Here is a 10,890-nt window from a genome sequence, read left to right on the forward strand (position 1 = left end):
CAGCTATCACAACATCTTCCGGGTCGGCGCCATCCTGCAGGATCTGGGGTTCTGGGTCCTGAACGACATCGTGTGGCGCAAGGCCAATCCCATGCCCAATTTCCGGGGCAAGCGCTTTACCAACGCGCACGAGACCATGATCTGGGCCTCGAAAAACCGCAACAGCCGGTATCAGTTCAACTACGAGGCCATGAAAAACCTCAACGATGACCTGCAGATGCGCAGCGACTGGTTTTTTCCCCTGTGCACGGGGTCCGAACGCCTGAAGGACGACGACGGGCGCAAGGCCCACCCGACCCAGAAGCCTGAGGCCCTGCTGTACCGCATCATCATGTCCTCGACCCAGCCGGGCGACCTGATCCTGGATCCTTTCTTCGGAACAGGAACCACGGGCGCTGTGGCCAAAAAGCTGGGCCGGCAGGTGATCGGGATCGAGCGGGAGCAGAAGTACATCCAGCATGCCCGCCACCGTCTGGACGCTATTACAGATGTGCCCGATGCCTCGCTGCTGGAGGCGCAGACAAAGCGCCAGGCCCCCCGCATTCCCTTTGGTCAGCTTCTGGAGACCGGCCTGCTGAAACCCGGACAGGTGCTGTTCGACCAGCGCCAGCGGTTCGTGGCCAAAATCAGGGCGGATGCCACGCTGGTGTCTTCAAATCACATGGGTGACCACAAGGGATCCATTCACCAGGTGGGTGCAGCCCTGCAGGGACTTCCCAGCTGCAACGGCTGGACCTTCTGGCATTTCGAGGCCGCAAGAAACCAGATCAAACCCATAGACTGGCTGCGCCAGAAGATACTGTCGGATTCTGTCTGATCCTGTTTTCAGGGGAACGGGTTTCACTGCAGGAATGCAGAATCAACGATTGTCATCCTGAAGGAGCCAGGCGACTGAATGATCCTTGCTGTCCGGCAGGATCATTCACCTTCGGCTGTTGTCGTCCCGAGCGAAGCATCACGCAGTGATGCGAAGTCGAGGAATCTCCTTCAGAAGAGATCCCTCCACTCCGTTACGCTCCGGTCGGGATGACAGAAGCGGCTTTTTCTGCCGGTGGAAATAGAGACTCCCGGAAAAATCCGGGACATGTCGTCAATTGTCGAACGCCTATGGCCTGGCGCCTGAAGACAGGCCCTGGACCTGTTTTTTCAGATCGTCCAGTTCCCTGCGCAGGGCGGCGTTTTCATCCTTCAGGTCCTGTATGTCCTTTTTATGCAGGTCAAACAGCTCCCGGATGGCCTCGATGACCGGAGCAATCAGGGAATGGTACCGGACAGCCTTCATGCCCTTGTTGGCCGGATTGTCGTACACCAGCTCGGGGAAAACCTTTTCCACGTCCTGGGCGATAACCCCCAGATCATGTGTCCCGTCTTCTTTCCAGGCAAAACCAACACCCTGCAGCTTCAGGAGTTTTTCCAGGGCATTCTGAACCGGCACGATATCCTTTTTCAGACGCCGGTCACTGTTATATTTGTTGTCGTGGGTTTTCCCGTTCACGATCAGATTACCCCCCGAGACGACAACATCGCCGCCGCCCGTAAAGTGGGCGCCGCCATGGACATAAAGACCATTCGCGATGTTAACGCTCTGACCGATCCCTACGTCACCCTGGATAATGACTTCGCTGGCAACCTGGCCAAAACCGGGACCATTACCCATGATACGCATTATCTTGGGATCGCTGGGGACAGTCGAGTTCATATTGATCTCGACAAAGCGGCTGGCATTGCCAGGATCAGCAAATCTTGCCGTCTGGCCATTGATACGACCCACCTGGTTCAGATCATTGATGTTCATGTCGATATCGGTGTCCATCCGGTTGGCACCGGGCGGATTGTCGGCCTCAGACCGGCGATGCAGGTACCGTTCGTCGGATGGCCCCTGGTCTTCGTCTTCGTCTTCACCATCGCCACCGCCTGCTCCTGCAGCGGCATCCAGAAAGCGGGTTGAAACTACAAGATCAGTGGCCCGCAGGGTCACCCCGGACCCGGCGAAATAGCCGACCGGCAGGTTCCAGCCGCCAAAGGCCCCGGAAATGGTTGTGGGAGTATCCCTGTAGATATAGCCGCCGCCGGCATCAATCAGACCCGAGATACGGGCCCCGCGCGTATCGGTATAGGGAACCGTGGCCCCTGTTGCCAGAACGAAGGATTCAGCCTGTGTACCAACACGGCGGACCACAATCGTATAGGTATGCCCCAGGATGTTGGTCCCCACCATGCCCGAGGGCAGGTATCTCTGGGTAATAAGGGTTGCCATGGGAACGGCCGTCCATGTCGTGGGAAATGTGGCGCCCTCCACCCGCGAGTATCTCAGCGTGCCGATGGCGATGGTGCGCATCTGGCGGGCCACAACCTGGTCCTGGATATTCTGGTTCAGATAGGCGATCAGCTGCCAGATACCGATGAACAGAAGCCCCATGACAGCAAGGGCGATCAGCAGTTCAAGCAGTGTGAAACCGCGTTGGGACGATCTGGCAAGGCGCTGCATTCTCAAACCCCGTTATTGAAATATACTGTCCGGAAGCACTGTATCATGAAAATCATGAAACTAAATGCACTCTGCCTGGCTTACCCTTTCGGGAGCGATTTCTCCCAGGGGATGGGGGCCAAACATGACCTTCTGCTGCCCGTTGGCCGCATAGACCAGAAGCCCGGAACCATTATGCAGAAACCGGGCCAGACCCTGCCCCGTTTTCGACCTTATGTCCAGCCGGGCCTGCCAGGACTTTCCGGGGGCGTCGAAGTCCAGGACCAGACTTCCGCCAGAAATCGCCATCCGCCGCAAGTCCGCCGTGGTCGGGTCATCGCCGGCCACATCCATCATGACCAGCCAGTCGCCGTCCCTGTTCTCGATCAGTGCATATCCGGCAACGGAAAAGGCCATGGGTTACCTCACATGCCAGGACGTGGATGATGACGATGAACCTGCGCCACAGGCACTTCGTCCCGCTTTCCGCCCAGAAGACCGACGGCAGCCTTTGCCAGGATCCATGCGCCGCAAACAACTGCCATGACGCCTCCGGCCTCGTTGAAGCCAATAGCCGCAGCGGGGGCCATAACTGCACCAAGACCGCCCGCAAGGCCGATCTTGCTCACCACGTCTCCCAGAGAGCGGAGCGAACCCAGAGTTTCCACCATGGAGCCAAAAAACTCGACCTGCAGGACACCCCGTTTCATGAACCCGCTGAGGGATCCAAAGGCATCGTTTCCAAAAATCTTCGTCATGACTGTACCTTTTTCCTGGATGCTTTTGCTGTTACAGGACAAATCTGGACCACAAATCCTTAAACTCCGGTTAAGACGGAAAACATAATGGATACTCCCCCCTCCGGCCGCCTGAAAGGCAGCGTCCACCTGTTCCCCGTGCGCGTCTATTACGAGGATACGGATGCGGGCGGCATTGTTTATCATCCCGCCTGGCTGCGCTTTGCCGAGCGGGCCCGCTCCGAGCTTTTCCGCTGCCTCGGCATCCCGCCCCGGAAGATTCTGGAAGAAACCGGCGTGTCCTTTGTCGTGCGCCACTGCGAGATTGATTTCAGGGCTCCCGCCCGGCTGGATGACAGTCTGGTGGTCATGACGCAACTGGAGTCCCTGTCCGGCGCCACGATCGTCTTCCGGCAGGATATTGGCCGCACTGAAGACACAATTCTGGCCCAAATGAAAGTGCGTCTTGCCGCCCTTTCCGCCACAGGTCGCCCCGTACGCATTCCCGCTGCGGCCAGACAGGAAATGGAAGGGCTGGCCCGCGCTGTTCCTGGTACCGGAGGTAAATTGCCGTGATGCACGAAGTATCCATGTGGACCCTGTTCATGCAGGCGGACATGATTGTCAAGCTGGTCATGCTGATGCTGCTGGGCGCCTCGGTCTGGTGCTGGGCCGTCATCATCGACAAGGTGGCCACCCTGCGTCGCCTGAACAATGCGGCCACGCAGTTCGAGGAAAGCTTCTGGTCCGGCGGGTCGCTGGATGCCCTGTTTGACCGTCTGGGCAAAAGGCCTGCGGATCCCATGTCTGCCACCTTTGCCGCCGGCATGCGCGAATGGCGCCACGCGACCGAGCGCAGCGCTGCAGCTCCCGGCGCGGCCAGGATCCCCGTCCACCACCGGGTCGAGCGTGTGATGGGCGTCACCATCGGCCGCGAGATGGCCGGGGTCGAGCGCCAGATGACTGTCCTGGCCTCGGTCGGGTCTGTGGCTCCCTTCATTGGCCTGTTCGGCACTGTCTGGGGTATCATGAACAGCTTTACCGCCATTGCAGGGGCCAACAACACCAGTCTGGCGGTGGTGGCTCCCGGCATTGCCGAGGCCCTGTTCGCCACCGCGCTGGGTCTGGTGGCCGCCATTCCGGCCGTGCTGGCCTATAACAAGTTCTCCAGCGACATCAGCAAGTATGCCGACCGCCTGGATGCCTTCATGAACGAGTTCACGGCCATCCTGACCCGCCACGTCGAGGAGAAGGGCTGACCATGGGAGCCGGGCTGTCAGGACCTGCGCGCGGCGGGCACGGCCGCCACAGGGGTTACCGTCCCAACAGCGAGATCAACGTTACACCCCTGGTGGACGTGATGCTGGTGCTGCTGATCGTGTTCATGGTCACCGCTCCCCTGCTGACCGTGGGGGTTCCCGTGGACCTTCCCAGGACAGAGGCCCCGGCCCTCAATGCCGACAAGGAGCCGCTGTACGTGACTGTACAGCAGGATGGGCGCATCTTCGTCCAGGAAACCGAGGTCCGGCTGGACAGTATCGCGTCAAAGCTGAAAGCTGTGACCGAGAGCAATCCGGAAGCCCGCATTCTTGTACGCGGCGACAAGGGAATCAGCTATGGCCGCATGCTTGAAGTCATGGGCAGCATCAGCGCCGCCGGGTACAAGAAGGTCGGTCTGGTGGCCCAGCTGCCTGATGGCGGTCGCAGATAATGGTCCGGCGGTCCCTGGTCATATCCCTTGCGGTGCACGGGGCGGTCCTGGGACTGCTGATGGTCAGCCTGCCGCTGTTTCCCCGGAATGATCCGGAAGCGCCAGCACCCATCCCCGTGGAGATTTTCGACATTGCCGAGGTGACCAATACCCGCGTGGCGGAAAAGCCTGTCCCGCGTCCGGCGCCGGTTCCTGAACCGCCGAAACCGCCGGCCGAGCCGAAAAAACCTGACCCTGAGCCGCCAAAAGCCCCTCCCCCACCCAAACAGGAACCACCAAAGCCGGAGCCAAAAAAACCGGAGCCTCCGCCAAAGCCTGTGCCGGCCCCTCCGTCAGAGGAAGGCACGCAGAAGCCACCGGAGAAAAAACCTGCTGCTGAAAAAAAGCCGGACAAGCCTGTCCCCGAAAAGAAAAACGAGGATGGCCTTGCCAGCATCATGAAAGGCCTGCGCGACCTGAAGCCAACGCCACGTCCCATGTCTGAGGCGGACAGGAGCCCGGAAACAGCCGCCACACCCGGCGCCTCCACATCCCGGACCCCGGCCCTGGCGTCCGACAGGCTGAGCACGTCCGAAATGGACGCGCTCAAGCGCCAGCTTGTGGGCTGCTGGAACTTTCCGGCCGGGGCAAAGGACGCACAGAACCTTGTTGTGGACGTGATCGTCGAGGTCAACCCGGACAGGACCGTAAAGTCCGCGGAAATTTCCGACACCGGACGGTCCCGGTCCGACAACTTTTACCGGACAGCGGCAGAATCGGCCCGCAGGGCGGTTCTCCAGTGTCAGCCTTTACTCCTGCCACCCGGAAAATATGATACGTGGCAGAAAATGACGATCCAGTTTGACCCGAAGGAGCTTTTGTAATGACCAGAAAAACTGTCCGCCTTGCCGCTGTCCTGCTGGCCCTGCTGCTGCCCGGCCTTCCCGCCCCGGCACTGGCCGAGCTGAAGATCGTCATCGACGAAGCCAACCCGAAACCCATGCCCATTGCCATTACGGACATGCAGGGGTCTGGCCCCCAGGAATCCACAACAGGCAAGGATATCTCAAAGGTCATCACCGCGAATCTTGAACGCTCGGGCCTGTTCCAGCCCCTCAACCCCGCATCGTTTATCCAGGATGCCTCTGCCAGCCAGCAGCCGCGCTTTGCCGACTGGCGCGTCATCGGCACCCAGGCCCTGGTGACCGGTACCGTGAAAAAACAGGCCGACGGGAACCTGCGCGTTGAGTTCCGCCTGTGGGATGCCGTGGCGGAACAGCAGCTGACGGGTCTGGCCTATTCCACGATTCCGGGCAACTGGCGGCGCATTGCCCACATTATTTCTGATGAGATCTACAAGCGCCTGACAGGGGAAGAAGGCTATTTCGACACCCAGATTGTCTATATCTCCGAGACCGGACCGGCCGACAACCGCGTCAAGCGCCTGGCCATCATGGACCAGGACGGCCAGAACCACCGGTTCCTGACCGACGGGCGCAACCTGGTCCTGACCCCCCGCTTTTCCCCCACAGCCAGGGAAATCACCTATCTGTCCTATGTGAACCGGAAACCCCGGGTCTATCTTTTCAACATTGACGTGGGCCGCCAGGAGCTTCTGGGAGACTTTCCCGGCATGACCTTTGCCCCCCGCTTCTCGCCCGACGGCAACCGGGTGATCCTGAGCCAGGCATCTGACGGTAACACGGACATCTATACCCAGGACCTGCGCACCCGCCGCAAGACGCGCCTGACGGACAGCACGGGCATTGACACGGCCCCCTCTTACGCTCCCGACGGAAAGCAGATTGTCTTTGAATCCGACCGGGGCGGATCCCAGCAGATCTATGTGATGGACGCCGACGGCGGCAATCCCCACAGGATCAGCTTCGGCGAGGGCAGCTATGGCAGTCCCGTCTGGTCCCCGCGCGGCGACCTGATTGCCTTTACCCGGATCCATGGCGGACAGTTCTATATTGGCGTTATAAGGCCCGACGGAACCGGGGAGAGGATGCTGGCCAATGCCTTCCATGTGGAAGGACCGACCTGGGCTCCCAACGGGCGTGTCCTGATGTATTTCAGCGAAACGCCCTCCGGCTCGAACCGCCAGGGAAGGACAGCGCGGCTGTACTCTGTTGACCTGACGGGCGCCAACCTGCGCCAGGTGCCGACCCCGCAGGATGCATCCGATCCTGCATGGTCACCCTTGATTCCGTGACAATAACGTTTTACTTTGCAGAACGAATCGGTACCTGAGAGCATCCGGATGGCGTCCTGCACATCCTGTCTTGATGGTGTCGCCCCTGTCGAACGCCCATCCGCAACATAACAATATCCAGAAGGAAACCCCCCATGCGTATGAAATACATTGCCCTTGCAGTCTCTGTCCTTCTCCTCGCTGCCTGCCAGTCCACCGGCACTGACTCCGGTTCGGCCGACGCAGGCGGACGCGGCGGCTATTCCGGCATGAGCAGCAACCTGTCCCAGGCGGAACGTGCCCGGGTCATCGCTGATCTGGAACAGAACGTCGGTGACCGCGTATTTTTCGGCTATGACCGCTATGACCTCTCGGCCGAAGCCCGTGAAACCCTGGATCGCCAGGTCAGCTGGATGCGCAAGAACCAGGGTGTTTTCGTCACCGTTGAGGGACATGCCGACGAACGTGGCACCCGCGAATACAACCTGGCGCTGGGTGAGCGTCGCGCCAACGCCGTGAAGAACTATCTCGTCTCCATGGGCGTCAACGAAGCCCGCGTTTACACAGTATCCTATGGCAAGGAACGTCCGGCCGTCACAGGTTCCGGTGATGCTTCCTGGGCCCAGAACCGCCGTGGCGTCACGGTTGTGAACTGATCTGCAAGGTCTGAAGAACTGCAGAAACGCCGTCCGGATCTCCGGGCGGCGTTTTTGTTTCCGGGCACCACATTTTTGCCCCGTTGTCCGGTCAGTGTAGCCTCGGTTCCCTGTATCACCCTGACATATCCAACGAGACGCCCATGAAAAACCTCTCCTTCCGGCTGGTCCCGGCTGCTGCAATCCTTCTGTGCTGCATGGTATCCGGGCCTTCCATGGCCCAGACTGTGGATGTCACGTCCATGAACAACCGGGTCATGCGCCTTGAGAACGAGCTGCGGACCCTGAACCAGGCTGTCTACAAGGGCCAACCCCCGCCCCCCGGAACCGGCACAGGCACAAGCTATGAGGACCGCCTCACCCGCCTGGAACAGGAAACCAGCAAGCTGACCGGCCGCGTGGAAGAGCTCCAGTTCAGCATGCGCAAGCTCCAGGACGCGCAGGCAAAAGCCGCCCGGGATATGGAGTTCCGGCTGAATGAACTGGAGAAAAAGGCAGCGACCCATGCCCCCGTCGCTGCGCCTGCGCCGCCGCCAGCCACGGCAACACCCTCTCCCTTTACCGGCCAGCAATCTTATCCTCCGGCCGGGGGACAGGCACCCGCCGCCCTGACGGGCGATCCCCGGAAAGACTATGACAACGCCTATGCCCTGCTGCTCCAGGCCGACTACAACGCCGCGGAAAATGCCCTGAAAGCCTTTATCGCCGCCAATCCGCAGCACGAGCTGACAGGCAACGCCCAGTACTGGCTGGCTGAAACCTATTACGTGCGTGGCATGTACCCGGAGGCCGCCCTGGCATTCGGCGAGGGGTTCGAGAAATACCCGGACAGCCAGAAAGCCCCCGACAACCTGCTGAAGCTGGGCCTGTCCCTGGTCAAGCTGAACAAAAGGCAGGAAGCCTGCCGCACCCTGGGCCTGGTGAAGAAAAATTTCCCCGATGGCCCGGAAGCCACCCGCGCAAAAGCCGAACAGGAACGCACCCGCCTGAAGTGCGGGTGAGCGTCTCTTTTACCTGAAACCGGTCTTCAGGCTCTCAGTGCGCCTTGTGGACCCAGGTCAGCCGAAGCCTTCGCCAGATGTTCCGGCATTGCCTCGAGAACCTTTTCCAGATTCTCCCGGGTCTCATCTGTTGCCCTCTCACAGGCTTGCCTCAGAGTGCGGATATTCTGATCCGATATCCGTTCCGGGGCCTGTTCCAGAATGGCACTGACCAGAGCACATGCTGCACTTCCCGAAACAGGGTCTGTTGACTTCTCGACTGCCCGATCGATCAGGAAGACTGATTCTTCAGGAGGGATACTGTCCAGAACAAGGCGCACATTGTGTCGTGCCAGGGCCGCCAGGATCCCGAAGAAGAATTTATCATCATCATGCATATAAAAGGCTTCCTCATCATCATAAGAAAGGTACCTCATATCATGGACCAGCTTTGTCACATGTTTCCCGAAAAAGATTCCTGGCGCTTCCTTTGCCAGAACCTGCAGGATTTCCACGCGACGGGTGGCTTGCGGGGCCTCCACAGGGAACAGTGCTTCCCAGGGCGCCGAAGACACCCAGGGGTCTACCAGTTTCAGACAGAAAAATACTGCAGTGTCCACCATCCCACAGGATGATTTCCAATCCGGTGACGAGTTTTCCGGAACCTGTCCCTCCGCATCCCTGGTCTCATTCCTGGCTACCGTTTTTGCATAGATCCCCACAATATCCAGAAGGATTTCGCGGACAGCAGATACAGGCTCCCTGAGAATTTTGGGCACTATATCCCTGATATGCGCATATTGCAGGCAACCTGGATTGCGGGCAGCCTCGTCACGGATCCATCCGGCATACAGTTTCCGGACTTCCGGCTCCTGGGGGCCGGTTTCCGTCCTGAAATAATTCTCAAGAATCGGGATATAGATCCCGATCCTTGCCGAAGGCAGGTCTGTGTTTTCCTCCTCCAGACGGCCAATAATATCACGGCACAGACGCCCCCACTTGCCACGGAAAATAACGGTGCTCTGGCGAGCCAGTTTTATGACATCGCCGCCGGAAAACCTGCATTTTCCCTTTTTCTGCATTCCATCAACAAGGGTCAGGAATGCCCAAAGCACATCGGGACTTCCATGAGAGCAGGTCAGATCCAGAACGGCGCGCCAGAGAGAATCGCCCAGAACCGGGGCAGAATCTTCTGAAAACCGCCGGGTCAGCATGGCGGCTTTTTGCTCAAGAAGCTCATAAATCTCATATCCGCGCTGCGTTCCCATCTGGCCCAGCTCAATGGCGATTGCGTTCTGGTCAAAGGCTGAGGTGTCTGTTGCTGCACTGGCCATGGCGTCCTCCGGAATTTTCTGTTCCGGAATCACATAGCATCTCCGGGATGAAAATAAAAACCCACCCGCTTGCCCTTTCCCGGCGGGGCGCACCCCTTGACAAAAGGACCATTTTCCTATATACAGGACCGGGTTTTTGTTATGGAGGAATAACGTGGGTACAGCGGTCAGTTTTTTTCATCCTCTACGTCAGTTGCAACTCCACCCCCTCCCCCCATCGTGGGGAAGGATCAGGGTGGGGGGGCGTTCAACCCGAAAGGACCTGGCTTTCCGAAGGCCCCTCACCCTCCCGCACCTGCTCGGTGCTGGCCCCTTCCTCTCCCACAATGGGGAGAGGGAAGTGTGGCGCGGGAAAAGGCAACCGGAAATGTCTACAAATGATGACTTTTGCATACACTCCCGCGACGTTAACCACAGCACCCTTAACGTCCCTCTTTCCCGAAACTCCCAAAATGGAGACCTTAAGGGACGTTTGGCGAAAAAACCCTTGCACAGAAACAGTTTTTTATGTCCCTCCCCAGGTGCTTTAATGGTGACATCAAGAGACATTAAGGAACATTAAGAGACGTTTATGCCCCCCCAACCCCTCACACCCGAAGAATTCTCCACATGGATGGATGCCTTTGGTCCTTTTGAGCGCCATCCGGTCATCGCGGTTGGCGTTTCCGGCGGTTCGGACAGCATGGCTCTGGTCCTGCTGCTGGATCTCTGGGCCCGCAACCTGGGCGGCCGGATCCTGGCTATGACCGTGGACCATGGCCTGCGGCCCGGGTCAGACCGGGAAGCAACCCAGGTCCATGAGTGGCTTTCGGCCCGCGGCATTGAACATATC

Annotated in this window: 13 protein-coding genes; 9 read left to right on the forward strand and 4 right to left on the reverse strand. The window is 59.2% G+C overall.

All coding sequences use genetic code 11. From position 1 onward, the window contains the following. Positions 1 to 817 (forward strand): site-specific DNA-methyltransferase (locus tag M3O22_02540; GenBank protein MDP9195637.1); only part of this gene is annotated, 817 nt, incomplete at its 5' end. Between the two features lie 288 nt (positions 818 to 1,105). On the opposite strand, the gene M3O22_02545 is transcribed toward M3O22_02540, so the two are convergent. The 3 genes from M3O22_02545 to M3O22_02555 are packed head-to-tail and all read right to left on the reverse strand — an operon-like array spanning position 1,106 to position 3,225. Continuing rightward, entirely contained in the window at positions 1,106 to 2,488 is a 1,383-nt protein-coding gene (locus M3O22_02545) for a tail fiber domain-containing protein (protein ID MDP9195638.1), read from the reverse strand. Positions 2,489 to 2,548: 60 nt separating this feature from the next. After that, positions 2,549 to 2,884 (reverse strand): hypothetical protein, encoded by a 336-nt coding sequence (locus M3O22_02550; GenBank protein MDP9195639.1) that lies wholly within the window; start codon positions 2,882 to 2,884, stop codon positions 2,549 to 2,551. Positions 2,885 to 2,892: 8 nt separating this feature from the next. Then, positions 2,893 to 3,225, reverse strand: coding sequence for a hypothetical protein (locus tag M3O22_02555; protein MDP9195640.1), 333 nt, complete (start codon positions 3,223 to 3,225; stop codon positions 2,893 to 2,895). Positions 3,226 to 3,312: 87 nt separating this feature from the next. Between M3O22_02555 and M3O22_02560 the strand changes: the two genes are divergently transcribed. The 7 genes from M3O22_02560 (at position 3,313) to ybgF (ending at position 8,745) form a co-directional block, all read left to right on the forward strand. After that, positions 3,313 to 3,780 carry a YbgC/FadM family acyl-CoA thioesterase gene (locus M3O22_02560; GenBank protein ID MDP9195641.1) on the forward strand — a complete coding sequence of 156 codons (468 nt, stop codon included), beginning with the start codon at positions 3,313 to 3,315 and terminating at the stop codon, positions 3,778 to 3,780. Continuing rightward, the gene (gene tolQ, locus M3O22_02565) at positions 3,780 to 4,463 is read left to right on the forward strand and encodes a protein TolQ (GenBank protein ID MDP9195642.1); all 684 of its coding nucleotides are present in this window, start codon (positions 3,780 to 3,782) and stop codon (positions 4,461 to 4,463) included. The genes M3O22_02560 and tolQ overlap by 1 nt, the downstream gene beginning before the upstream one ends. Before the next feature lie 2 nt (positions 4,464 to 4,465). Next, a complete protein-coding gene (tolR, locus tag M3O22_02570; protein ID MDP9195643.1) occupies positions 4,466 to 4,915 on the forward strand; it encodes a protein TolR in 450 nt (149 codons plus the stop codon). Beyond that, positions 4,915 to 5,778 carry an energy transducer TonB gene (locus M3O22_02575; GenBank protein MDP9195644.1) on the forward strand — a complete coding sequence of 288 codons (864 nt, stop codon included), beginning with the start codon at positions 4,915 to 4,917 and terminating at the stop codon, positions 5,776 to 5,778. The genes tolR and M3O22_02575 overlap by 1 nt, the downstream gene beginning before the upstream one ends. After that, complete coding sequence (tolB, locus tag M3O22_02580; GenBank protein ID MDP9195645.1) at positions 5,778 to 7,109, forward strand: Tol-Pal system beta propeller repeat protein TolB; 1,332 nt, start codon at positions 5,778 to 5,780, stop codon at positions 7,107 to 7,109. The genes M3O22_02575 and tolB overlap by 1 nt, the downstream gene beginning before the upstream one ends. Positions 7,110 to 7,243: 134 nt before the next feature. Further along, entirely contained in the window at positions 7,244 to 7,744 is a 501-nt protein-coding gene (gene pal, locus M3O22_02585) for a peptidoglycan-associated lipoprotein Pal (protein MDP9195646.1), read from the forward strand. 143 nt (positions 7,745 to 7,887) lie between these two features. Then, the gene (gene ybgF / locus M3O22_02590; GenBank protein MDP9195647.1) at positions 7,888 to 8,745 is read left to right on the forward strand and encodes a tol-pal system protein YbgF; all 858 of its coding nucleotides are present in this window, start codon (positions 7,888 to 7,890) and stop codon (positions 8,743 to 8,745) included. A 26-nt stretch (positions 8,746 to 8,771) separates the two neighbouring features. Here the strand turns inward: ybgF and M3O22_02595 are convergent, their stop codons facing one another. Then, positions 8,772 to 10,091, reverse strand: coding sequence for a hypothetical protein (locus M3O22_02595; GenBank protein MDP9195648.1), 1,320 nt, complete (start codon positions 10,089 to 10,091; stop codon positions 8,772 to 8,774). A gap of 538 nt (positions 10,092 to 10,629) precedes the next feature. On the opposite strand from M3O22_02595, the gene M3O22_02600 reads away from it, so the two are divergent. Continuing rightward, positions 10,630 to 10,890, forward strand: a 261-nt coding sequence (locus M3O22_02600) for a tRNA lysidine(34) synthetase TilS (GenBank protein ID MDP9195649.1), incomplete at its 3' end; no start/stop codon positions are given.

Source organism: Pseudomonadota bacterium, from assembly GCA_030775045.1.
In the GTDB taxonomy this organism is placed as follows: Bacteria; Pseudomonadota; Alphaproteobacteria; order JALYJY01; family JALYJY01; genus JALYJY01.

What these genes read in the sequence shown, in the direction of transcription:
- M3O22_02545 (MDP9195638.1), bottom strand. Translation starts at nt 2,488, where the DNA reads ATGCAGCGCCTTGCCAGATCGTCCCAACGCGGTTTCACACTGCTTGAA.
- M3O22_02550 (MDP9195639.1), bottom strand. Translation starts at nt 2,884, where the DNA reads ATGGCCTTTTCCGTTGCCGGATATGCACTGATCGAGAACAGGGACGGC.
- M3O22_02555 (MDP9195640.1), bottom strand. Translation starts at nt 3,225, where the DNA reads ATGACGAAGATTTTTGGAAACGATGCCTTTGGATCCCTCAGCGGGTTC.
- M3O22_02560 (MDP9195641.1), top strand. Translation starts at nt 3,313, where the DNA reads ATGGATACTCCCCCCTCCGGCCGCCTGAAAGGCAGCGTCCACCTGTTC.
- tolQ (MDP9195642.1), top strand. Translation starts at nt 3,780, where the DNA reads ATGCACGAAGTATCCATGTGGACCCTGTTCATGCAGGCGGACATGATT.
- tolR (MDP9195643.1), top strand. Translation starts at nt 4,466, where the DNA reads ATGGGAGCCGGGCTGTCAGGACCTGCGCGCGGCGGGCACGGCCGCCAC.
- M3O22_02575 (MDP9195644.1), top strand. Translation starts at nt 4,915, where the DNA reads ATGGTCCGGCGGTCCCTGGTCATATCCCTTGCGGTGCACGGGGCGGTC.
- tolB (MDP9195645.1), top strand. Translation starts at nt 5,778, where the DNA reads ATGACCAGAAAAACTGTCCGCCTTGCCGCTGTCCTGCTGGCCCTGCTG.
- pal (MDP9195646.1), top strand. Translation starts at nt 7,244, where the DNA reads ATGCGTATGAAATACATTGCCCTTGCAGTCTCTGTCCTTCTCCTCGCT.
- ybgF (MDP9195647.1), top strand. Translation starts at nt 7,888, where the DNA reads ATGAAAAACCTCTCCTTCCGGCTGGTCCCGGCTGCTGCAATCCTTCTG.